Origin of the sequence: Amycolatopsis sp. NPDC006125, from assembly GCF_040614195.1 — a bacterium.
GTDB classification, from domain to species: Bacteria; Actinomycetota; Actinomycetes; order Mycobacteriales; family Pseudonocardiaceae; genus Amycolatopsis_E; species Amycolatopsis_E tucumanensis.
Genome location: NZ_JBEXTZ010000018.1, coordinates 1 through 20,997 on the forward strand (window position 1 = coordinate 1; position 20,997 = coordinate 20,997).

21 protein-coding genes are annotated in these 20,997 nt (G+C 70.6%); 11 read left to right on the forward strand and 10 right to left on the reverse strand.

Annotation, left to right across the window (positions count from 1 at the left end; genetic code table 11):
• The first annotated feature begins 362 nt into the window (after positions 1-362).
• Genes map through ABZ193_RS11765 form a run of 4 tightly spaced genes read left to right on the forward strand, consistent with a single transcriptional unit; the run spans position 363 to position 3,585 of the window.
• Positions 363-1,130, forward strand: coding sequence for a type I methionyl aminopeptidase (gene map, locus ABZ193_RS11750; RefSeq protein WP_354709797.1), 768 nt, complete (start codon positions 363-365; stop codon positions 1,128-1,130).
• On the forward strand, positions 1,130-1,624 hold the full coding sequence (locus tag ABZ193_RS11755) for a GNAT family N-acetyltransferase (protein WP_354709798.1): 495 nt from the start codon (positions 1,130-1,132) through the stop codon (positions 1,622-1,624). The genes map and ABZ193_RS11755 overlap by 1 nt, the downstream gene beginning before the upstream one ends.
• A 33-nt stretch (positions 1,625-1,657) precedes the next feature.
• Positions 1,658-2,491 carry an SDR family oxidoreductase gene (locus tag ABZ193_RS11760; protein ID WP_237340094.1) on the forward strand — a complete coding sequence of 278 codons (834 nt, stop codon included), beginning with the start codon at positions 1,658-1,660 and terminating at the stop codon, positions 2,489-2,491.
• Positions 2,492-2,544: 53 nt separating this feature from the next.
• A complete protein-coding gene (locus ABZ193_RS11765; protein WP_027936220.1) occupies positions 2,545-3,585 on the forward strand; it encodes an alpha/beta fold hydrolase in 1,041 nt (346 codons plus the stop codon).
• Here the strand turns inward: ABZ193_RS11765 and ABZ193_RS11770 are convergent.
• Entirely contained in the window at positions 3,582-3,971 is a 390-nt protein-coding gene (locus ABZ193_RS11770) for a VOC family protein (RefSeq protein ID WP_354709799.1), read from the reverse strand. The two genes, ABZ193_RS11765 and ABZ193_RS11770, sit on opposite strands and share 4 nt — an antisense overlap.
• Positions 3,968-4,249, reverse strand: coding sequence for a metalloregulator ArsR/SmtB family transcription factor (locus ABZ193_RS11775; protein ID WP_237340097.1), 282 nt, complete (start codon positions 4,247-4,249; stop codon positions 3,968-3,970). Before ABZ193_RS11775 ends, ABZ193_RS11770 begins: the two co-directional genes overlap by 4 nt.
• An 88-nt stretch (positions 4,250-4,337) precedes the next feature.
• On the opposite strand from ABZ193_RS11775, the gene ABZ193_RS11780 reads away from it, so the two are divergent.
• Together ABZ193_RS11780 and ABZ193_RS11785 are read left to right on the forward strand one after the other, a co-directional pair.
• Positions 4,338-4,910, forward strand: a complete 573-nt coding sequence (locus ABZ193_RS11780) for a TetR/AcrR family transcriptional regulator (protein ID WP_020420451.1) — start codon at positions 4,338-4,340, stop codon at positions 4,908-4,910.
• A 17-nt stretch (positions 4,911-4,927) separates the two neighbouring features.
• Positions 4,928-5,764, forward strand: coding sequence for an alpha/beta hydrolase (locus ABZ193_RS11785; RefSeq protein WP_020420450.1), 837 nt, complete (start codon positions 4,928-4,930; stop codon positions 5,762-5,764).
• Here ABZ193_RS11785 and ABZ193_RS11790 read toward each other — a convergent pair.
• Positions 5,761-7,140, reverse strand: coding sequence for an FAD-binding oxidoreductase (locus tag ABZ193_RS11790; RefSeq protein ID WP_020420449.1), 1,380 nt, complete (start codon positions 7,138-7,140; stop codon positions 5,761-5,763). The genes ABZ193_RS11785 and ABZ193_RS11790 overlap by 4 nt on opposite strands.
• Before the next feature lie 502 nt (positions 7,141-7,642).
• On the opposite strand from ABZ193_RS11790, the gene ABZ193_RS11795 reads away from it, so the two are divergent.
• Entirely contained in the window at positions 7,643-7,897 is a 255-nt protein-coding gene (locus tag ABZ193_RS11795; RefSeq protein WP_354709800.1) for a hypothetical protein, read from the forward strand.
• A gap of 15 nt (positions 7,898-7,912) precedes the next feature.
• Here ABZ193_RS11795 and ABZ193_RS11800 read toward each other — a convergent pair whose 3' ends face one another.
• The 4 genes from ABZ193_RS11800 to ABZ193_RS11815 all read right to left on the reverse strand — a co-directional run bounded on the left by ABZ193_RS11800 (position 7,913) and on the right by ABZ193_RS11815 (position 11,574).
• The gene (locus tag ABZ193_RS11800; RefSeq protein WP_020420446.1) at positions 7,913-8,314 is read right to left on the reverse strand and encodes a nuclear transport factor 2 family protein; all 402 of its coding nucleotides are present in this window, start codon (positions 8,312-8,314) and stop codon (positions 7,913-7,915) included.
• Between the two features lie 113 nt (positions 8,315-8,427).
• On the reverse strand, positions 8,428-9,636 hold the full coding sequence (locus ABZ193_RS11805) for an acyl-CoA dehydrogenase family protein (protein WP_237340101.1): 1,209 nt from the start codon (positions 9,634-9,636) through the stop codon (positions 8,428-8,430).
• 19 nt (positions 9,637-9,655) lie between these two features.
• Positions 9,656-10,954: an acyl-CoA dehydrogenase family protein gene (locus ABZ193_RS11810; protein WP_354709843.1), complete on the reverse strand. Its 1,299-nt coding sequence runs from the start codon at positions 10,952-10,954 to the stop codon at positions 9,656-9,658.
• Positions 10,955-11,070: 116 nt separating this feature from the next.
• A complete protein-coding gene (locus ABZ193_RS11815) occupies positions 11,071-11,574 on the reverse strand; it encodes a hypothetical protein (protein ID WP_354709801.1) in 504 nt (167 codons plus the stop codon).
• A gap of 106 nt (positions 11,575-11,680) precedes the next feature.
• Between ABZ193_RS11815 and ABZ193_RS11820 the strand changes: the two genes are divergently transcribed.
• Positions 11,681-12,121, forward strand: coding sequence for a hypothetical protein (locus ABZ193_RS11820; RefSeq protein ID WP_354709802.1), 441 nt, complete (start codon positions 11,681-11,683; stop codon positions 12,119-12,121).
• 26 nt (positions 12,122-12,147) lie between these two features.
• Entirely contained in the window at positions 12,148-12,654 is a 507-nt protein-coding gene (locus tag ABZ193_RS11825; protein ID WP_354709803.1) for a DUF3558 domain-containing protein, read from the forward strand.
• On the opposite strand, the gene ABZ193_RS11830 is transcribed toward ABZ193_RS11825, so the two are convergent.
• Complete coding sequence (locus ABZ193_RS11830; protein ID WP_354709804.1) at positions 12,651-13,826, reverse strand: TetR/AcrR family transcriptional regulator; 1,176 nt, start codon at positions 13,824-13,826, stop codon at positions 12,651-12,653. The two genes, ABZ193_RS11825 and ABZ193_RS11830, sit on opposite strands and share 4 nt — an antisense overlap.
• Before the next feature lie 127 nt (positions 13,827-13,953).
• Here ABZ193_RS11830 and ABZ193_RS11835 point away from each other — a divergent pair, with 127 nt between their 5' ends.
• Positions 13,954-15,165, forward strand: coding sequence for an acetyl-CoA C-acetyltransferase (locus ABZ193_RS11835; RefSeq protein WP_027934221.1), 1,212 nt, complete (start codon positions 13,954-13,956; stop codon positions 15,163-15,165).
• Positions 15,166-15,167: 2 nt separating this feature from the next.
• Positions 15,168-17,330, forward strand: a complete 2,163-nt coding sequence (locus ABZ193_RS11840; RefSeq protein ID WP_354709806.1) for a 3-hydroxyacyl-CoA dehydrogenase NAD-binding domain-containing protein — start codon at positions 15,168-15,170, stop codon at positions 17,328-17,330.
• A gap of 541 nt (positions 17,331-17,871) precedes the next feature.
• On the opposite strand, the gene ABZ193_RS11845 is transcribed toward ABZ193_RS11840, so the two are convergent.
• Together ABZ193_RS11845 and ABZ193_RS11850 are read right to left on the reverse strand one after the other, a co-directional pair.
• Positions 17,872-19,587, reverse strand: a complete 1,716-nt coding sequence (locus tag ABZ193_RS11845; RefSeq protein ID WP_020416295.1) for a hypothetical protein — start codon at positions 19,585-19,587, stop codon at positions 17,872-17,874.
• A gap of 30 nt (positions 19,588-19,617) precedes the next feature.
• Positions 19,618-20,994 carry an amidase gene (locus ABZ193_RS11850; RefSeq protein WP_354709808.1) on the reverse strand — a complete coding sequence of 459 codons (1,377 nt, stop codon included), beginning with the start codon at positions 20,992-20,994 and terminating at the stop codon, positions 19,618-19,620.
• Positions 20,995-20,997: the final 3 nt, after the last annotated feature.

Here is a 20,997-nt window from a genome sequence, read left to right on the forward strand (position 1 = left end):
CAGGCTTGTCAAGGCACGCTTTCCCGCCTTGACAAGCCTGCTCGGCGACTGAAACACAATCAGGCATCGGGGGCGGGGGTGGTCGGAAGGTGACCATTCAGCGCCGTGAGGCGCATTTTCCGCGCGACAGCGCGGGTTTAAAGATCAAAAGAGTCCTCGCCGGACGGGCAGGCCCCGGGATGACCAGAAGAGCACTTGACCCAGGGTCGCAAGGTTGGCATGCCATCTCACGCGAGCACGCAGGTTGCGGCCCTGGCTCAAGGTGATCGTCCAGTGTCAGGCGACGGGATGACCACCCAGCTACCTTGGGTTCTGGGGCGCGGTGCTATAAATTCCGGTATAACTATACCGGCGAGGTGATCATGATCGAGCTGAAGAGTCGCGGTGAGCTGGACGCCATGCGCGCCGCCGGGCGGGTCGTCGCGAAGGTGCTCCAGAGCGTCCGCGAGCAGGCGGCCGTCGGCACCAGCCTGCGTGAGCTGGACCAGCTCGCCGCGGACATCCTCAACGACGAGGGCGCCAAGTCGTCCTTCCTGCACTACCACCCGCGCTTCGCGCCGTCGCCCTATCCGGCCGTGCTCTGCACCAGCGTCAACGACGCCGTCGTGCACGGCATCCCGACCGACTACCGCCTCCACGAGGGCGATCTGTTGAGCGTCGACTTCGGCGCGCACGTCGACGGCTGGCACGGGGACGCCGCGGTCAGCTTCGTCGTCGGCAGCGCGAACCAGGCCGACCTCGACCTCGTCGCCGCCACCGAGCGGGGCATGTGGGCGGGCATCGAGCAGGCCCGCCCCGGGAACAGGATGGGCGACATCGGCCACGCGATCGCCGAGATCGGGCGTCGCGCCGGGTACGGGTTGCTCGCCGACCACGGGGGTCACGGCGTGGGCCGCGCGATGCACGAAGCGCCGCACGTGCCGAACGAAGCCGTCGCGGGCAAGGGGATGCCGCTGCGGGAAGGGCTGGTCATCGCGATCGAGCCGATGTTCCTCGCGGGCGGCCGCGACGACTACCGCTACGCCGACGACGGCTGGACGATCCTGACCAGCGACGGCTCCCGCGCCGCGCACGTCGAGCACACCATCGCCGTCACCTCGGACGGCCCGCTCGTGCTGACGGCGCCGTGATGGAGATCCGCGAGTCCGGCGAGGCCGACCTGCACATCGTCCTGGGACTGTTCGACGCGGCCGTCGAATGGCTCGTCGCCCGCGGCAGCGCCGGCCAATGGGGCAGGGAACCGTGGTCGGCGGACCCGGCGAAGGTCGAGCGCGTCCGCACGATGCTGCGCGACGGCCGCCCGTTCCTGGCCACTTCGGACGGTGCGCCGGCCGGTGCCCTGATCCTCGACCACCCGCTGCCGTACACGCCGCCGGTCGACGAGCCCGAGGTGTATGTGACGCTGCTGCTGGCCTCCCGCGAGCACCGCGGCGTCGGCGCCCGGCTGCTGGAGTTCGCCCGCCAGGACGCCCGCGACCGCGGCATCGGCCTGCTGCGCGTCGACTGCTGGGCCGGCGGCGACGGCAAGCTCGTCCGCTACTACGAGGGCCAGGGGTTCACGCCGACCGAGCGGGTGCGCGTGCGCGACGACGTGTGGGTCCAGATCTTCGAACAGCGAGTGTGACACCTCTGGCGCGAATGTCAGTTACCGGGCAGTATGGCCGCCATGGCAACGTTGCTCGGCAAGGTCATCGTGATCACCGGAGGCGCGCAGGGGATCGGCGCCACCACGGCCGCCGCCCTGGTGCGGCTGGGTGCGAAGGTCGTCATCGGCGACCTCGACCCGGTCCTGGCAGAGAAGACGGCGGGTGAACTGGGCGGCGACACGCTCGCCCTGCCGCTCGACGTGACCGACCACCGCGGCTTCACCGAGTTCCTGGACGAGGTCGAGCGCCGCCTCGGGCCCATCGACGTCCTGATCAACAACGCCGGCGTCATGCTGCTGTCGCCGCTGGCCGACGAGGACGACGCGGCCACGGCGAAGCAGATCGACGTCAACCTGCGCGCGGTCATCCATGGCACCCGCGAGGCCGTCCGCCGCATGCGCCCGCGCGGCCGCGGCCACATCGTCAACGTCGCCTCGATGGCGGGCAAGGCCGGGTTCCCCGGCGCGGCGACCTACTGCGCCACCAAGCACGCCGTCGTCGGCCTGTCCGAAGCGGTGCGGCAGGAGCTGCGCGGGTCCGGGGTGGACATCTCGTGCGTGATGCCCGCGGTCGTCCGCACGCACCTCGCCGACGGCCTGCCCGAGACCAGGCTCTTCCCGTCCCTGCGGCCGGAGGACGTCGCGAAGGCGATCGTCGGGACGCTGCAGAAGCCGCGGTTCGACGTGTTCGTCCCGAAATCGCTCGACGTGACCGGTCGCGTCAGCCGCCTGCTGCCACGCGCGGCGGCGGAGTGGTTCATGCGCGCGATCGGCGCCGACAAGGTGTTCACCCAGGCGCACGCGGGCGCGCGAGCGGAGTACGAAGCGAGGGTGAGGCAGCCTTGAAGTAGCGTCGGTCCCGGGGAAGGATCGGTGCGGTGAACGGAGTTTCGAGGTAGATGGTGGTACCCGCAGTGACCGCGATGGCGGCCAACGCGCTCGGCGTCCTGCGCGGCGGTCTCGCCGACCTGCGGCCGGTGCCGCGCGTGCTGGTCGACCAGGGCCCGAACCGGTCGCTGTACCGGATGAGCCCGTCGCACGAGGGTGATCCGGTGCTGCTCGTGCCGCCGCTCGCCGCCCCCGCCCTGTGCTTCGACCTGCGGCGCGGTTGCAGCCTCGCCGAGCACCTGGTCGACCGGGGCCGTCGCACCTACCTGGTGGACTACGGCACCGTCGCGTTCTCCGACCGCAGGCTGGGCATCGAGCACTGGATCGACGAGGTGCTGCCGCGCGCCATCCGCAAGGTCAGCGAGGACTCCGGCGGGCGCGGCGTGCACCTGGTCGCGTGGTGCCTCGGCGGGCTGTTCTCCCTGCTGACCACGGCCGACCGCCCCGACCTGCCGGTGCAGTCGATCACCACGGTCGCCTCGCCGGTCGACTTCACCGCCATCCCGCTGGTCGCGCCGTTCCGGCCGCTGGTGGACCTCACCGGCGGCTACCTGCTCACCCCGCTGTACCGGATGCTCGGCGGTGCACCGTCCTATGTGGTCGAACGCGTGTTCTGGGCGACGGGCATCAACAAGCAGCTGACCAAGCCGCTGGCGATCCTGCAGAACCTCGGCGACCGGGACTACCTCGCCCAGATCGAGGCGGTCGACCACTTCATGGACAACATGATCGCCTACCCCGGCCGCACGTTCGGCCAGATGTACCACCGGTTCTTCCGCGCCAACGACCTCGTCGAGGGCGGGCTCGACCTGAACGGGCGGATCATCTCGCTGTCCGGCGTGAAGGTTCCGACGCTGGTGATCGCCGGGCGCAACGACACCATCGCCCCGCGGCGCGCCGTGGAGAGGCTGGTGCCGTTGCTGGAGAACGCGCCGGACGTGCGGTTCGAGACCGCCCCGGGCGGGCACCTCGGCGTGCTGACCGGCCGCCGCGCACGGGACACCACCTGGCGGCACATCGACGCGTTCCTCGGCGATCAGGTGTCCGATTAGGACTTCATCTGGCCGATCTGGATGAGGTTGCCGCAGGTGTCGTCGAACACCGCGGTGATCACGGTGCCCATGTCCGTCGGCTCCTGCGTGAACCGGACGCCGAGCTCACGCATCCGCTCGTACTCGGCCTGCACGTCGGACACGGCGAACATGGTCCACGGGATGCCGTCCGCGACGAGCGCGTCCTTGAACGGCTTCGCCGCCGGGTGCCCGCTCGGCTCCAGCAGCAGTTCGGTGCCCTCCGGGTCCTCCGGCGACACCACCGTCAGCCACCGGTCCGCGCCCATCGGGATGTCGTGCTTCTTCACGAAGCCCAGCACGTCCGTGTAGAACCGCAGCGCCTTCTCCTGGTCGTCGACGAGCACGCTCGCCAGGCTGATCCTCATGTCCGTCCCCTCTTCCTGAGCCACCGCTCGACGATCGGTTCGAGCGGATCCGTGTTGATGTAGTGGAACTTGTACCGGCCCTCACGCCTCGACTCGACCAGACCGGCGGACTCCAGCACGTCGAGGTGCTGCGAGACCGCCTGCCGTGACGAACTCAGCCCGTGGATGGACACCAGCCGGGCGCAGAGTTCGAAGAGCGTCTGCCCGTCCCGGTCGGTCAGTTCGTCGAGGATCGTGCGGCGCGTGGGGTCGGCCAGGGCTTTGAAGACGTCACCCACGCCCGCAACGATAGGCAAGTGAATACTTGCCTGTCAACTCTACGTTCCCCTGTGTACATTAGGATCAGTCCTAGGAAGGTTAGGAAACATGCCGCGTGGGAGGATCACGCCGGACGCGCTGGTGTCGGCCGCCGCCGACCTGGCCGACGAGATCGGCTTCGAGAACGTGACGCTCGCGGCGCTCGCGAAGCGGTTCGGCGTTCGCGACGCCAGCCTCTACACCCACATCCGCGGCCTCGCCGACCTGCAGGAACGCGTGGCGCTGCGGGCGCTCTCCGAGTGGGCTGAGGCGCTGAGCGCGGCCGTGGCCGGACGCGCCGGCCGTGACGCGCTGACCGCCTTCGCCGACACGTACCGCACCCTGGCGACGGAGCACCCGGGCCGCTACGCCGCCACCCGGCACCCGGTGCCGCCCGAGCGGGCCGCCGAAACGCCAGGCGTCATGCGCATCATCGAGGTCTGCTACGCGCTGCTGCGCGGGTACGACCTGTCCGAACCGGACGCCACCGACGCGGTCCGGTTCCTGCGCAGCACTCTGCACGGCTTCAGCGACCTGGAAGCCACCGGCGCCTTCACCGCCGACCACAGCCTGGACGTCTCGTGGCGCCGGGCCGTCGACGCGCTCCACCACACCCTGACCAACTGGACGAAGATCCACTGACCGGACCGGAGAAACCCATGCGCATCACGCTCGACGGCACCCCCATCGACTACCACGAGCGCGGCGACGGCCCGCCGCTGCTGCTCCTGCCCGGCGGGGCGGGCCACGCCGGCGTCTTCGACGGGCTCGCCGCGCACCTGGCCGACGACTACCGCGTCGTCGCCATGTCCAGTCGCCTGGTGTCGGCGCGGCCGGACGGCGACCAGAGCCCGAAGGCCTACGCCGAGGACGTGCTCGGCCTGATCGACGCGCTCTTCGACGAGCCGCCCGCGGTGTTCGCGTTCAGCGCAGGCGCCATCACGACCCTCGACCTGCTTGCCCGCCACCCCGAGCGGGTGCGCCTCGCGGTGGTCCACGAGCCGCCGGTGTTCGGCCTGCTGCCGGACGCCGACCGGCACCGGGCCGCGATCGAGGCGGTGCGGGCGGCGGCGCGCACCGGGGACCTGGCGGAGGCGTCCCGGCTGATGACCGAGGCCATGACGGCGCCCGGACCCGGCGTGGCGACCCCGGAGTTGCGCCACCCCGGCGACTGGCTGGAGGGCTACGCCGAAACCAGCCCGGAGCCGCCGACGCCGGAGCTGCTGGAGCTGTTCGGCCGCCTGAGCGAACTCCAGCCGTTGTTCCTGGAGCACGTCCTGGTGCCGTTCACGTCCGCGGACGTCGACCTGGCCGCGCTCGGCCCGCGACTGGTCCCCGCTGCCGGGATCGACTCGCGGGGCCAGCTGCCGTACCGGGCCGCCGCCGCGTTGGCCGCCGGCCTCGGCCTGCCGCTGACCGAGTTGCCGGGCGGCCACCTCGGACCCGTCGAACGCCCCACGCAGTTCGCCGCGGCGCTGCGCGCTCTCCTCGGTTAGGCCGGCTTGATGTCGTGCCAGCGGTTGAAGACGTTGTCCGGGTCGTAGTCGGCCTTGATGCGTTGCAGGCGCCGGTAGTTCTCCTCGCCGTAGCCGGCCACGATGCGGTCGTCGCCCTCGTCGCCGATGAAGTTGAGGTAGACGTCGCCGGAGGCCCACGGCCGCATGTCGGCGCGCAGGTTGCGGGCCCACGCGATGGCGCGGTCGTCGTCGGCCGGGTCGGCCCACAGGCCCAGCGGGTGCACGGCCCACTGGTTGTCGCGGTCGAACCCCGGCCAGTCCTGGCCGTGGGCGACGGCGCCGCCCCACGGCAGCAGCGCGTGCTGCGACGGTGACGGCACCACCATGTCCAGCGCGCGCTCGCAGAACCGGTCGAGGGCTTCGTCGGGCAGTTCGCGCAGGTTCTCGTCGGACCAGTAGTTCCGGAAGCCGGCTGGGTCGTCGAGCATGGACTGCAGGCCGGCGTAGGGGACGTCGGTGATGACCTGGCCCTGCGGCGCGGTCGCGAGCAGCGGGCCGATCGTTTCGCGCAGCCGGGTTTCCGGGCCGGTGCAGGTGACCAGGACGCCGCAGCAGAGCCGGCCGACGAGGTGGCCTGGCACGAACTCCTCGGGCGGGCCGGTGAGGTAGAGCAGGCCGCCGCCGATCTCCTCCGGCGCGGTGCGCATGAGGTCGCGGTAGACGCCGGCGACGGCGCGTCCCTGGTCGCCGGGCCACAGCATCAGGGCCATCGAGAACTCCGGCAGGTCGTGCAGCCGGAAGGTGAGCCGGGTGGCGACGCCGAAGTTGCCACCGCCGCCGTGCAGGGCCCAGAAGAGGTCGGGGTTCTCCTGCTCGCTCGCCGTGACCTCGCGGCCGTCGGCGGTGACGAGGTCGACGGAGAGGAGGTTGTCGCAGGCGAGGCCGAACTTGCGCTCGATCCAGCCGGAGCCGCCGCCCAGGGTCAGGCCGGCCACGCCGGTGGTCGACACGCGGCCGCCGGTGGTGGCGAGGCCGTGGGGTTGGCAGGCTCTGTCGAAGTCGCCCCAGGTGGCGCCACCACCCGCCGTCGCGGTCTTCGCCTCGGGGTCGACGGTGACGGCGTTGAGGCGGCGCAGGTCGACGACGAGACCGTCCTCGACGAGACACGCCCCGGCGACGCTGTGACCCCCACCCCGCACGGCGACCGGCAGGGCGTTCTCCCGGGCGAACCGCAGGGCCGCCGTGATGTCCCGGACGGTCCCACACTGGGCGATGACCTGCGGGCGGGCGGTGATCATGGCGTTGAAGACGCCGCGGACGCTTTCGTAGTCGCCGTCGTCCGGCGTGACGATCCGGCCGTCGAAGCCGTCGCGGAACCTTTCCACCGAGGCGGGCTGGACCAGGTACCCAGTCATCTTCGGGCCTCCCTTCGGGATAGTAGGGAGAGTCGCACCCGGGAGTTGCGCGTTACGGCGAGCCGGAAGATCTTCTGTGGACGGTGAGAGGAGGTCCGTGACCGGGGTGCGCCAGTGGACGCGGAGGGCGGAGCCGTCACCGCGCGAGGTTCTCGCCGCGGTAATGGAGGGTGTGCAACCGCTCGCGCAGCGCGTCGACCTGGCGGATGGGGACGGGGCGCCGATCAGGGCGTGCCACAGGCTGGCCGCGGGGACGAGGACGTCGAGCCGCCGGTCGGCCGGGCGCACGTCGCGAGCGGGGCGAGGGTGTCCAGGCCGCGGAGGAGTTCGAGGATGAGGAACCCCAGGGCGGGGTGTTCGGCGAGCGCCCGCAGGTCGGGGACGTTCTTGAGTGCCCCGAGGGAGACAGCTTCGAGGTTGACACAGCCGGCCAGGGCGCTGAGGTCGTCGAGCCCGCGCAGCGTCGGGATGACGGCCAGCGGGGTCAGGTCCCGGCGGTGGCGTGCGGCAGGTCGAGGGCGAGTTCTCGCACGTGGCGGAACTCCGGCAGCTGCGCGGGGTCGGCGTGTCCAGCAGGTGGAGCGCGACGCCGGGATGCGCGGCGAGCGCCTCCGCGGCGGCGGCGAGGACAGGGGCGGGCAAGGGCGCGCTGACGAGGACCCGCACAGCCGCTTGCCCGGCGATGCGCGGTTCGATGGTGGCGGGATCGGTGTCCGGCCGGATCTTCACCGGCACTTCTCGCACGCGGGAAACCTAACGGCGCTGCGATGGCTCAGGTGTTCTGGACGAGGTCGGCGTGCCGGTGGGCGACTTTCCATTCGCCGTCTTCGCGGCGGTAGATCTGGGTCGCGCGCAGGGTGTAGTCGCGCGGTTCCCCGTCGACGGACGCCCGGGTGTGTTCGTAGCCCACCGTGTAGGCCATGTCACCGACCACATCGGCCGCGACGATCTCGTGTTCGTAGGAGGCGCAGTCCGAGAAGGTGGCTCCGAGCCGGCTGAACAGGGCGTCGATCTCGGCCTGGCCGGTGGCGTTCAGCCAGGCGCCCAGCACGGAGACCGGTTCCGCGCGCGACCAGATCGCCCGCCGTGGCGCCGGGTCGCCGTTGTGCAACGCGACTTCGGCGTCCCGCAGCCGGGAGCCGACCCAGGTGAGGAAATCGTCGCGATCGCCCATGGTTCACCTCCGGGATCCCCATTGAACGCGCGAACGAGCGGAAAGACCAGTGCCGTCATCCGGCGGCCGAGTCCGCCCGGCTCTCCGCACACGGGGAGCCGGGCGGTGACGCGCTACTTCAGCTCCGCCGAAGTCTTCCCCAGCAACCGCCGCGCCACGATCAGCTGCTGGATCTGCTGCGTGCCCTCGAAGATGTCCAGGATCTTCGAGTCCCGGGCCCACTTCTCGAGCAGCATCTCTTCCGTGTAGCCGAGCGTCCCGATCAGCTCGACGCACTTCAGCGTGATGTCGACGACCGACCGGCCCGCCTTCGCCTTCGCCATGGATGCCTGCAGCGAGTTCGGCTTGCGGTTGTCGGCCATCCACGCCGACTCCAGCGTCAGCAGGTACGCCGCTTCGTAGTCGGCTTCTAGCTCCAGGTACGCGGCCGCCGCGGCGTGCTGGTGGTGCGCGGGGCGGTCGTAGTCCACCACGACACCCGCCTCGGCCAGGATCTTCGCCGTCTCCTCCAGCGCGGCCCGCGCCAGGCCGACCGCCATCGCCGCGACCAGGGGGCGCGTGTTGTCGAAGGTCTGCATGACCCCCGCGAACCCCTTGGACGTGTTGATCTCCGGCGAGCCGAGCAGGTTCTCCTTCGGCACGCGGCAGTTGTCGAACCGCAGCACCGCCGTGTCCGACGCGCGGATCCCGAGCTTGTGCTCCAGCCGCACGACCTCGAAGCCCGGCGTGCCCTTCTCCACCACGAACGACTTGATCGCCGCCCGGCCGAGCGACTTGTCCAAAGTGGCCCAGACGACCACGGCGTCCGCGCGGTCACCGGAGGTCACGAAGATCTTCTCGCCGTTCAGCACATAACAGTCGCCGTCCTCGGTGGCGGTCGTGGTGATGTTCGCGGAGTCCGAACCGGTGCCCGGTTCGGTGATCGCCATCGCGGCCCACACCTTCGCGAACCGCTTCAGCTGCTCGTCGTTGGCCACCGACGCGATCGCGGCGTTGCCGAGGCCCTGCCGCGGCATCGACAGCAGCAGACCCACGTCGCCCCAGCACATTTCGATCGTGCCGAGCACCGTCGCCAGGTTGCCGCCGTTGCGGTTCCCGGTCGCCTTCTCCTTCTCGTTGCGCCGCACGCCGGCCGCGCCCGCGCCGCCCTCGCCGGAGGAGTTCAGGCCGTCCAGCACCGCGGCGAACATGTCCAGCTCGACCGGGTACTCGTGCTCGGCGCGGTCGTACTTGCGCGAGATCGGCCGCAGCACTTCCGACGCCGCCTGGTACGCCTGGTTGATCAGCGCCCGGGCCTTCTTCGGGGTTTCCAGATTGATCATGATGACCTTCCCAGGCTTGTCAGAGGAGGACGACGCCCTCGAGCACACCGATCGCACGCAGGTCGCGGTACCACCGCTCGACCGGGTGCTCCTTCACGAACCCGTGCCCGCCCAGCAGCTGCACCCCGGCGCTGCCGATGCGCATTCCCTTGTCCGCGGCGAGCTTGCGGGCCAGCGCGACCTCGCGGGCGAACGGCTTGCCCTGCTCGGCCCGCGCTGCGGCGCGCAGCATCACCAGGCGCATGCCTTCCAGTTCGATCGCGATGTCGGCGACCGAGAACGCGACCGCCTGGCGGTGGCTGATCGGCTCGCCGAACGCGGTGCGCTCGTTGACGTACGGGATCACGTAGTCCAGCACGGCCTTCGCGGTGCCGGTGGCCAGCGCGGCCCAGCCGAGGCGGGACAGCCGCACGGCCTCGGTGAACACGTCCGGCGAGCCGCCGCCGAGCAGCGCGCCCGCGGGCAGCGACACCTTCTCCAGATGCAGCTTCCCAGTCGCCGCGCCCCGCAGGCCCATCGCCGGTTCGGCCTCGATCGACACGCCCTTGGTCGACGACTCGACGAGGAACAGCGCCGGGCCGCGCCCTTCGAGGTCGGCGGACACGACGAACAGTTCGGCCTGTCCCGCGCGGGGGACCAGGGACTTCACGCCGTCCAGCTGGTAGCCGCCGGGGGTGCGGCGGGCCTTGGTGGCGGGCTTGAACGGGTCGAACAGCGGCTTGGACTCCAGCAGGGCCAGCGCCGCGGCGGGCACGTTCTCGCCGACGAACTCCGGCAGGTAGTCGGCCTGCTGCTGGGCGTCGCCCCACAGGACGAGCGCGTTGCTGACCGCGGACGGCGCGAGCACCGCGACGGCCAGGCCGAGGTCGCCGTGGGCGAGTGCCTCGGCGACCAGCGCGTTGGTGACGACCGAGCGTTCCGCGCCCGCGCCGCCGAGCTCCTCCGGGATGCCGATGAGCGTCACGCCCAGCTCGGCGGCCCTGGTGAGCAGGCCGTCCGGCGGGCTGAGCTTCTCGTCCGCCTCGGCGGCCGCGGGACGCAGCTGCTCGGCCGCGAACTCGCTCACCGTCTCGACGATCATCTGCTGGTCTTCGGACGGCGTGAGGTCGAACAGGCCCTTGTCCTCGGCCGGCGCCGGTCGGGTCGCGTCACCGCCCCGCTTTCGCGACGAGGAGAACGTCCGGCTGGCCGCGCCGGCGACCTTGAAACCGTTCCTCGTCGCCGCCGAAACCAGGTTCTGAACCGGCTCGCGCAACCCGCTGCGTTCCAGCGTCCTGCTGCCCGCGAGCCGGGAGAGGGCGGCCAGGCCGAGGCCCATCACGTCCCGCTTCCGGCCGCTGTTCTCCCTGAGCGCTGCCACGTCGCACTCCCATCGCCGTTACCTACTCGTGAGTAGGTTAACGCATGGGGCCGGTGAACGCCAGCCGCCCGACGTCAGGGGCGCCAGGTCGGGAGGACGGGCATCGGGGGCCGGAGCGAGCTGGGCGGCGGACCGACGGCGCCGGACACGAGCCGGAGCACGGCGGTGCCGTCCCGCACGTCGACGACCTGCATCGCGAGGACCCCGTCGACCGGCTTCGGCTTCTCGGGTTCGCCGCTGCTGCAGCGCGAGCCGGAGCCGTTTTCGTAGAGGGTGGAGACGCAGCCGGGGGTGAGGCTGCCGCTGCCGTCGCCGGTGGAGAAATCGATGCCCTCGGCGGTGACGGCGCGGACGGAGATCCGGTCGACCCCGCCCTGCCCGGTGAGCGCGATGTCGACCGGATCGCTCACCAGGACCTCGCAGTTGCCGTCCAGGCAAGCACCGTAGTCACGCCCATCGGCAGCGGCGAGCGCCGGCGGCGCGGACGAGGTGGTGGCCGGTGCCGGGGTTTCGGTGGGCTGGTCGTCCCCGCTGCACGCGGCCAGCGGAAGGAGGAGGAACAGGAGGGCGCGCTTCACAGTGAGCACGGTATCGACGGCGGCGCCGGTTCCGGGGTGGATTGGCAGGTTTCGGCCAGGTGCGGCTGGGCGCGCGTGGTGAGCGACTTGTTACTCGAGGGGCGAAGTGAGCGAGAGCGGCGAACCTGTTCATTCGGTGGCTTCCGCGATCACGAACGCCGTGGGAAGCCCCGAGCAGGCGAAGTCCTTCGCTGACGGCGCGAAGCACATGCTCGGGGAGGCGCAGGCGGGCCGGTGGGCGGTCGACGAAGAGACCGGAACTCATCTGCGGAGTGCGATTTCGCATGCTCACGGCCAGCTCGACGCGCTGAACGCCCGAATCGAGTTGCTTCGACGGGCGCCGAAGCTCGGTAATGATGCTTACGCGCGGCAGGTGGCGGAGCACATGCGAGCCGCGATGGATTCCGATGCCCAGTCCCTGGTGCCGGTGTTCAAGGCGCTGTTGGAAGGGCTGGATAATCTTCAGCAGGCGCTGGAGGTGGCAATGCGCAACTATGACGCCGCCGATGAAGCCGCGACGCAGTATCTCGGGCGTTTCAAGGACTGAGGGGACCAGTGATCGGTAGCTCAGGTATGGCGAGCCTTCTGGCCGGTGTCGCCCTGGGGTTAGCTGCGTGCACCGCCACCGTGGACGGTGCCCCGGCGCCGGATCCGGCCGTGACCGCCTCGCCGACCGGGACGAACGCTTCCGATCTGCTGCGTTCGCTCGATGCCTGCACTGTGCTCGACCAGCTGCTCGCCGGTCAGGGCTTCCAGCCCGGTGAGCGGAAGACGGTGCGGAACGAGTGTGTCGCTTCCAAGAGCGAGTACGGCGCCCTCGCGATCGCGCTTGATCCGGTCCAGGGCCTTGCCGAACTGCAGGCCCAGGAACCGCGGGCGGTGTCCACGCAGGTGAACGGCCGCAGCGCGCTTCAGGTGGGTTCTCCAGCGGATGGGATGTGCGAGGTCGGCCTAGCGGTCGGTGAGCATGCGCGCGCCCTGGTCATCGCCTCGATTTCGCGGTCCGATGTTCGCGATCAGGTCTGCACGGCGGCGCAGGAGCTCGCCGGCCGGCTCGAACCCCTGCTGCCAAAGCCCTAATCCAGGTCCAGCACCGCCGCCATCAGGACGCGCAGCTCGGCCGCCAGCCCCGGCCGGGAGTTGACCCGCCGCGTGCGGGACAGGTCGTTCGCAATCGTCAGCGCCGCGTGGACCGTGATCTTCGCTTCGCGCGGGTTCAGCGCCGGCTGCGCCGCGCCCAGCAGGCTCACCCACTGCGCCACGTAGTCCCGCTGGATGCGCAGCAGCTCGGGGCCCTCGTCCTCCGCGTAGTTGACCGCGTCGGCCGAGAACGAGACCGCCAGCTCCGCCGAACCGGTCAGCACCCGCACGTACGATTCGATCAGCCCACGCAGCGCCTCCGTCTCGTCGGCGCTGCTCAGGCGCACCCGTTCGGCGTCCAGCAGCAACCGGTCGCCCGCCCGCCGCGCGATCGCCCCCAGTAGCGCCGCCTTGCTCGAAAAGTGCCGGTACACGCTCGGGCCCGCGATGCCGGCCGCCGCGCCGATGTCCTCCATGCTCACCGCGTGGAAACCCTTGCGGTGGAACAGCTCCGCGGCCGCCGACAGGATCTGCTCCCGCCGGGACGGCACCCCGACGCCCACCGGCACCGGCTCGTCCTCGACGACCTCCGACGGCAGCCGCACGTGCAGCACCCGCCGCGCCAGCTCCGCCAGCAACTCGGCGAACCGCTTCCGCGCCACGGACGTCCGGTGGACCGAAACGCTGCCAAACACGCTCATCGCCGCCCAGCACAGCAGCTCCGCGTCCGCCGGCCCCAGGTCGGCGCGCAGGTTCATGAGCTCCTTGGCCCACGACGACAGCAGCGCCGTCGACCGCCGGGCGATCTCGCGCTGGTCCTCCGGCGAAAGGTGCCGCCCCTCCCACCGCCACAGCGCCGCCACGTCGCGCCGCTCCACCGACGCCTCCGCGATGCCCCGCAACAGCCGCTCCACCTGGGCGCCGTCCGGCCGCCGCAGGCTGGACAACGCGGCCGCGGTCGCGTCCTCCATCTCCTGCACCCCGCCGAGCAGCACGTACGCGAGGATCGCCTGCTTGTCCGCGAAGTGCCGGTACAGGGCGGGCCCAGTGATGCCGGCCGCCGCGGCGATGTCGTTGATGCCGACGCCGTGGTAGCCGCGAGCGCGGAACAGCTCGGCGGCGAGGCCGGCCAGCTGGCTCTTGCGGTCGGGGCGGCGGGAGGTGCTCGACATGGTGATTCCACTCTAGCCTGAGTGAGCCCCCCTGCAAACGGTTGACACCAGGGGATTCGGGCGGAGTATGTTAGTGGCAATTAGCGTCAGACCCAGACGGATGCAGTAAGCAGGAAGGACCGTCGGTGTGAGCAACGAGGCATACATCTACGAGGCGATCCGGACGCCCCGTGGCAAGAACAAGGGTGGATCCCTGCACGGGGTGAAGCCGATCGACCTCGTGACCGGACTGATTCACGAACTCCAGGCGCGGCACCCGGGCCTGGACCCGGCCGCGATCAACGACATCATCCTCGGCGTCGTCTCGCCGGTCGGTGACCAGGGCGCCGACATCGCGCGCGCCGCGGCGATGGCCGCCGGCCTGCCCGACACCGTCGCCGGTGTCCAGCTCAACCGCTTCTGCTCCTCGGGTCTGGAGGCCGTCAACCAGGCCGCCGCCCGGGTGCGCTCCGGCTGGGAGAACCTGATCATCGCCGGTGGCGTCGAGTCGATGTCGCGCGTGCCGATGGGCTCCGACGGCGGCCCGATGTTCACCGACCCGGCCACGAACTACGACACGTACTTCGTGCCGCAGGGCATCGGCGCGGACCTGATCGCCACCATCGAGGGCTTCAGCCGTGAGGACGTCGACCGGTTCGCGGTCCGCTCGCAGGAGAAGGCCGAGGCGGCCTGGTCCGGCGGCTACTTCGCGAAGTCGGTCGTGCCGGTCAAGGACATCAACGGCGTCACGATCCTCGACCACGACGAGCACCGCCGCCCCGGCACCACGCTGGAGAGCCTGGCCAAGCTGAAGCCCGCGTTCGAGACGATCGGCGAGTTCGGCGGCTTCGACGCGGTGGCGCTGCAGAAGTACCACTCGGTCGAGAAGATCAACCACGTCCACACCGGCGGCAACTCCTCGGGCATCGTCGACGGCGCCGCGCTGGTGCTGCTCGGCAACGAGCAGGTCGGCAAGGACCTGGGCCTGACCCCGCGTGCCCGCATCGTGGCGGCCGCGATCACCGGGTCCGACCCGACGATCATGCTCACCGGCCCCACTCCGGCCACGAAGAAGGTCCTCGACATCGCCGGCCTGACGGTCGACGACATCGACCTGTTCGAGCTGAACGAGGCGTTCGCCTCCGTCGTGCTCAAGTGGATGAAGGACCTGAAGCTGCCGGACGAGAAGGTCAACGTCAACGGCGGGGCGATCGCGATGGGCCACCCGCTCGGCGCGACCGGTGCCATGATCCTCGGCACCATGGTCGACGAGCTGGAGCGGCGCCAGGCGCGGCGCGCGCTGCTGTCGCTGTGCATCGGCGGCGGAATGGGTATCGCGACGATCATCGAGCGGGTGTGATCATGACCAACACTATTCGCTGGGACCAGGACTCCGACGGCATCGTCGTGCTCACCCTGGACGACCCCAACCAGTCGGCCAACACGATGAACGCCGACTTCCGCGAGTCCTTCAAGAACACGGTCGAGCGGCTGGAGTCCGAAAAGGACTCGATCACCGGTGTCGTGATCACCTCGGCGAAGAAGACCTTCTTCGCGGGCGGTGACCTGCGTGACCTGATCCAGGCCACGCCGGAGCACGCGGCCGAGATCACCGAGAGCACCAACGCCATGAAGGCCCAGCTGCGCAAGCTGGAGACCCTCGGCAAGCCGGTCGTGGCCGCCATCAACGGCGCGGCGCTGGGCGGTGGCCTGGAGATCGCGCTGGCCACGCACCACCGGATCGTCGCGGACGTGCCGGGCACCGTCATCGGCCTGCCCGAGGTGACGCTGGGCCTGCTGCCCGGCGGCGGTGGCGTGGCGCGCACCGTGCGGCTGCTCGGCATCCAGAGCGCCGTGCTGAACGTGCTGGTGCAGGGTCAGCGGCACAAGCCGGCGAAGGCGCTGGAGCTGGGCCTCGTGCACGAGGCCGTGTCCAGTGTGGACGAGCTGCTGCCGAAGGCCAAGGAGTGGGTGAAGGCCAACCCCGAGGCGCAGCAGCCGTGGGACGTCAAGGGCTACAAGATGCCCGGCGGCTCCCCGTCGAACCCGAAGTTCGCGGCGAACCTGCCCGCGTTCCCGGCGAACCTGCGCAAGCAGCTCAAGGGCGCCCCGATGCCCGCCCCGCGCGCCATCCTGGCCGCCGCGGTCGAGGGCGCGCAGGTCGACATCGAGACCGCGACGCAGATCGAGACCCGCTACTTCGTCAGCCTGGTCACCGGCCAGGTCGCGAAGAACATGACGAAGGCGTTCTTCTTCGACCTGCAGCACATCAACTCCGGCGGTTCCCGCCCGGACGGGTACGAGAAGTACCAGGCGCAGAAGGTCGGCGTACTCGGCGCGGGCATGATGGGCGCCGCGATCGCCTATGTGTCGGCGAAGGCCGGGATCGAGGTCGTGCTCAAGGACGTCTCGCTGGAGGCGGCCGAGAAGGGCAAGGGCTACGCGGTCAAGCTCGAAGAGAAGGCGCTGTCCCGCGGCAAGACCACGAAGGAGAAGTCGGACGCGCTGCTGGCGCGCATCAAGCCGACGGCCGACCCGGCGGACTTCGCCGGGGTGGACTTCGTGATCGAGGCCGTGTTCGAGAGCCAGGAGCTCAAGCACAAGGTCTTCGGCGAGATCGAGAACATCGTCAACCCGGACGCCGTGCTCGGGTCGAACACCTCCACGCTGCCCATCACCGGCCTGGCGCAGGGCGTGCAGCGGCAGGAGGACTTCATCGGCATCCACTTCTTCTCGCCGGTCGACAAGATGCCGCTGGTGGAGATCATCCGCGGGGAGAAGACCTCGGACGCCACCCTGGCGAAGGTCTTCGACTACACCCTGCAGATCAAGAAGACGCCGATCGTGGTCAACGACAGCCGCGGCTTCTTCACCAGCCGGGTGATCGGCACGTTCATCAACGAGGCGGTCGCCGCGCTCGGCGAGGGCGTCGAGCCGGCGTCGATCGAGCAGGCCGGTTCGCAGGCAGGCTACCCGGCGCCGCCGCTGCAGCTGATGGACGAGCTGACGCTGACCCTGCCGCGCAAGATCCGTGAGGAGACGAAGTCGGCGATCGAGGCCGCCGGTGGCACCTGGAAGGCGCACGCCTCCGAGGCGGTCATCGACCGGATGATCGACGAGTTCGACCGCAAAGGCCGGTCCAGCGGCGCGGGCTTCTACTCCTACGACGAGAACGGCAAGCGCGTCGGACTGTGGCCCGGCCTGCGGGAGGCGTTCAAGTCCGGCAGTGGCAACGTGCCGTTCAAGGACCTGCAGGAGCGCATGCTGTTCGCCGAGGCGCTGGAGACGGTGCGCTGCTTCGACGAGGGCGTGCTGATGTCCGTGCAGGACGCCAACATCGGCTCGATCTTCGGCATCGGTTTCCCGGCGTGGACCGGCGGTGTCATCCAGTACATCAACCAGTACGAGGGCGGCCTGCCCGGTTTCGTGGCGCGGGCGAAGGAGCTGGCCGAGAAGTACGGTGAGCACTTCCAGCCGCCGGAGTCGCTGGTGAAGAAGGCCGAAGCAGGCGAAAAGTTCGAATAACAAGAACGAAAAGGCGCCCTTCCCGACAGATCGGGGAGGGCGCTTTTTTCTTTGAGTACAACCGCAAGCCGGCAACGGAAATGAGCCGACTACCCCAACCAGACCTCCCCCGCCCCCGATCCACAGCCGATCTTTAGTCGCCGATCAGCGGGGTCAAGGTACTCTTTCCCGCCTTGACACGGCTGCTCGGCGACTGAAACACAATCAGGCATCGGGGGCGGGGGTGGTCGGAAGGTGACCTTTCGAGCGCCGTGAGGCGCTTTTTCCGCGCGAAGGCCCGGGTTTAAAGATCAAAAGATAGTCCTCGCCGGACGGGCAGGCTCCGGGATGACCAGGGGTTGGGTGCCTCGTCTTACCTCGGCGAAGTGGTCGCTGGGTGGTCATCCCGTCGCCTTCCGGTTTGTGCATATCACCTTGATCCAGGGCCGCAAGGTTGGCATGTTCGGCCGCCGGTTGGCGGCCTGGGTTGCGGCCCTGGCTCAAGGTGATCGCGCCGGTGTCAGGCGACGGGATGACCACCCAGCTACCTTGGTTCGTTCGTTCAGAACGGTTCGTCGTGCAGCCAGTCCAGTGCCTTGCGCGCCGCGTTGGACACGGCGCGGTCGGGGTGTGCCACGACGACCGATTCGAGCACTTCGCGTGCGCTCGGGTGGCCGCAGATCGTCGCTCCTGCCAGGAACAGCAGTTGGTCCGGCCGGGGTTGTGAGGCGAAGTCGGCGAGGGCCTTTTCCCGGCCTTCCGTCCGGATGTCCGCCGCCAGGAGGTCCACCTTGCTGTACGTGCGCTCGCGGCCGGCGACCTCGCTGCGGTCGATCAGGCCGGCGTCGAACAGCCACGTCGTCGCGGCTGGGCCTGCTGCCGAGTGGTCCCGCAGGGCGGCGATCGCCGCGACGCCGTCGCCGCCGAGCCGCGCCAGCAGCCGGAACGTCAGCATCAGGTGTTCGAAGTCGTCCGTGCGGCGGGCCAGCGCCGACAGCTCGGCGATCGCGCGTTCGGGGTCCCGGGCGCGCAGCCACGTCGCCGAGCCCTCGTCGAGCACCTGCGCGTCCAGCGGCGCCAGGCGCGCGAACAGGACCTCCGCCGTCTCGGTCGCGAGGTCGTCCACCGTCAGCACCGGCTCGCCCTCGGCGACCCGCAGTTCGTAGGCCGCCTGCACGCCGAGCGGCAGCAGTTGCACGACCTGCCGCTCCTCCTCGGGCACCTCGTCGAGGTAGTCCACCCCGGCGAAGTCCAGCAGGTCCTCGACGTGCTCCTCGCCCGCCGGGAAGATCTCCACCAGCCCGTACTCGGCCAGCCGGTGCACCACCCGCAGGATCGTGCCGCCGTCGCCGCCCAGCATCTCCACCAGCATCGGGATCGTGGCCGGCTCCGAAGCCAGTTCGGTGACCATCTCGGCCGCGACCGGGTTGCCCAGGACCGAGGCCACCGCCGCCCGCCACAGCTCGACCGGGTCGGCCAGCCGCCGCGCCGCCTTCTTCACCGGCACCAGCCGACCGCGGTAGACGCGCACCACCCCGGCCCGCTTGGCCATCGCGACGAACTCGGCAGGCGCGCTGATCTCCGCCAGGTCCCGGCCGTCGCCGACCCACTCGACGAACCGGCGCAGCTGCGGCACCACCGCCGTGACCTCGGCCTCCGCCGCCAGCCGGTCGGGCGACGCGAGCGGGAACACCGGGGACGGCGCGGCCGCCTCCGCGTCCGGGTCGCCCTGGTAGTGGCGGTACGCCAGGTCGTGCAGCAGCGTCTGGTCGACCTCGACCTCACCCCGCCGCACCCGGTCGATGAACGCCTGCGCGGCCACCTCGTTCAGCGGGTCGATGCCGTGCTCGGCCATCGCGACGGCCCAGAACTTGGCCAGCCCGAAGTTCGACGGCTCGTTCATCGCCGTGTCGAACCGGTCGGCGATCGCGGTCAGGTACGTGCGCAGCACGGCCGGCTGCTCGCTGCGCTCGTCCAGCAGGTCGGCGTCGTCGAAGAAGTCCATCAGCGCCTCGACCGTGGACAGCACGGCCGAGGAGTGCGGGTCGAGCAGCACGACCTTGCGCGGGAACCACACCAGCAGCGCGTTGCGGAGGATGTCACGCGTCCAGCGGCCGAGCAGGCCGTCCCGTTCGAAGCGGAAGTCCAGCATCGCCCCGGCGACCACCGGGTCCACCACCCGTTGCCGCATCTGCGACCAGGCGTCCAGCTCGACGAGCAGCCGCTGCCGGGCGTCGATGAACTCTTCCTCGTCCGCTCCGGTGTACACCATCCGCATGGGTCCGATCGTCCCCCAGATGGCGCGTCTTCACACCCCCGGCGACCGTTGCGGGCCGCGAATTCCTTCGAACGCCGCAGCCAGCTGCAGCACACCGAGGTCGTCGAAGCGCCGTCCGGCGATCTGCAGCCCGACCGGCTGTCCCCCACTCGTATAACCGCAGTTCAACGACACCGCGGGCTGGCCGGACATGTTGTAGGGCACGGTGAACGCGATGTGCTCGAACGGCCGCTCCGGGTCGTTCGTCGGCGACGCCCACTCCGCGGGCGGGGCGGAAACCGGGCAGGTCGGCGACAGGACGAAGTCGTACGGCTCACCGGCGCGCAGCGCGGCGACGCTGATCGCGTCCATCTGGGCGAACCCGCGGTACGCCGCGACACCGGAGACCTCCGCGCCGCCCTGCGCCCAGGCGGCGATGTACGGCAGCACCAGCGCCTGCCGTTCCGGTGGCAGCGCGCTGATGTCGCACCACGCCCGCACGCGCCAGAAGTCGTCGAGCCCGTCCAGCATTTCCCTGGTCAGGAAGGGTTCGACCGGTTCGACGATCGCGCCGGCCGCCTCGAACCGGCTCGCCGCGTCGAGCACCGCGGCCCGCACGTCGTCCTCCACCGGCAGCCCGACCCCGGCGTCCAGCTGCAGGCCCAGGCGCAGTCCGGTGACGTCGAGTTCCAATTGTGACCAGGCGATTTCCGCCGGCGGCAGGCTCAGGTGGTCCCGGCTGTCCGGCGCGGACACCACACCCATCAGCAACGCCGCGTCCGCCACCGTGCGCGTCATGGGCCCGGCGACCCGCCCGGCGAACGGCGGGTGCACCGGCACCCGCCCGAAGCTCGGCTTCAGGCCGACCAGCCCGCACCACCCGGCGGGCAGCCGGATCGAACCGCCGATGTCGGTGCCGACGTGCAGCGGCCCGTACCCGGCGGCGGCCGCGGCGGCGGCGCCCGCGCTCGACCCGCCGGGCGTCCGCGAGAGGTCCCACGGGTTGCGGCTCGCGGTGTGGAAGCTGGACAACCCCGAGGTCAGCATCCCGTAGTCGGGCATCGTGGTCTTGCCGAGCAGCACCGCACCGGCCTCGCGGACGCGGGCGGCGGCGGGCGCGTCGGCCGGGGCCGGGACCAGTTCGGTGGCCGCGGTGCCCAGCGGCACCGGCGTGCCCTTGGTCGCGATGTTCTCCTTCAGCGTGAGCGGCACGCCGTCGAGGGGCCCCGCCTCCCCCGCGACCCACCGCTGCTCGGACGCCTTGGCCGCGTCCCGCGCCTGCGACGGGTCGTAGGCGTAGAGCGCGTGCAGGGACGCCTCCAGCGCGTCGATGCGGGTCAGCACCGCCTCGGTGACCTCGACCGGGGACAACGTCCCGGCGCGGTAGGCGGCGAGCAGCTCGGTCGCGGTCAGATCGGTCGGCTCCACGGG

Excerpts from the sequence above, each read along its gene's own strand:
- ABZ193_RS11760 (WP_237340094.1), top strand. The coding sequence starts at position 1,658 with ATGGCCGCCATGGCAACGTTGCTCGGCAAGGTCATCGTGATCACCGGA.
- ABZ193_RS11785 (WP_020420450.1), top strand. The coding sequence starts at position 4,928 with ATGCGCATCACGCTCGACGGCACCCCCATCGACTACCACGAGCGCGGC.
- ABZ193_RS11810 (WP_354709843.1), bottom strand. The coding sequence starts at position 10,954 with ATGGGCCTCGGCCTGGCCGCCCTCTCCCGGCTCGCGGGCAGCAGGACG.
- map (WP_354709797.1), top strand. The coding sequence starts at position 363 with ATGATCGAGCTGAAGAGTCGCGGTGAGCTGGACGCCATGCGCGCCGCC.
- ABZ193_RS11845 (WP_020416295.1), bottom strand. The coding sequence starts at position 19,587 with ATGCGGATGGTGTACACCGGAGCGGACGAGGAAGAGTTCATCGACGCC.
- ABZ193_RS11805 (WP_237340101.1), bottom strand. The coding sequence starts at position 9,636 with ATGATCAATCTGGAAACCCCGAAGAAGGCCCGGGCGCTGATCAACCAG.
- ABZ193_RS11765 (WP_027936220.1), top strand. The coding sequence starts at position 2,545 with ATGGTGGTACCCGCAGTGACCGCGATGGCGGCCAACGCGCTCGGCGTC.
- ABZ193_RS11800 (WP_020420446.1), bottom strand. The coding sequence starts at position 8,314 with ATGGGCGATCGCGACGATTTCCTCACCTGGGTCGGCTCCCGGCTGCGG.
- ABZ193_RS11755 (WP_354709798.1), top strand. The coding sequence starts at position 1,130 with ATGGAGATCCGCGAGTCCGGCGAGGCCGACCTGCACATCGTCCTGGGA.
- ABZ193_RS11830 (WP_354709804.1), bottom strand. The coding sequence starts at position 13,826 with ATGTCGAGCACCTCCCGCCGCCCCGACCGCAAGAGCCAGCTGGCCGGC.
- ABZ193_RS11790 (WP_020420449.1), bottom strand. The coding sequence starts at position 7,140 with ATGACTGGGTACCTGGTCCAGCCCGCCTCGGTGGAAAGGTTCCGCGAC.
- ABZ193_RS11825 (WP_354709803.1), top strand. The coding sequence starts at position 12,148 with ATGGCGAGCCTTCTGGCCGGTGTCGCCCTGGGGTTAGCTGCGTGCACC.
- ABZ193_RS11780 (WP_020420451.1), top strand. The coding sequence starts at position 4,338 with ATGCCGCGTGGGAGGATCACGCCGGACGCGCTGGTGTCGGCCGCCGCC.
- ABZ193_RS11840 (WP_354709806.1), top strand. The coding sequence starts at position 15,168 with ATGACCAACACTATTCGCTGGGACCAGGACTCCGACGGCATCGTCGTG.
- ABZ193_RS11770 (WP_354709799.1), bottom strand. The coding sequence starts at position 3,971 with ATGAGGATCAGCCTGGCGAGCGTGCTCGTCGACGACCAGGAGAAGGCG.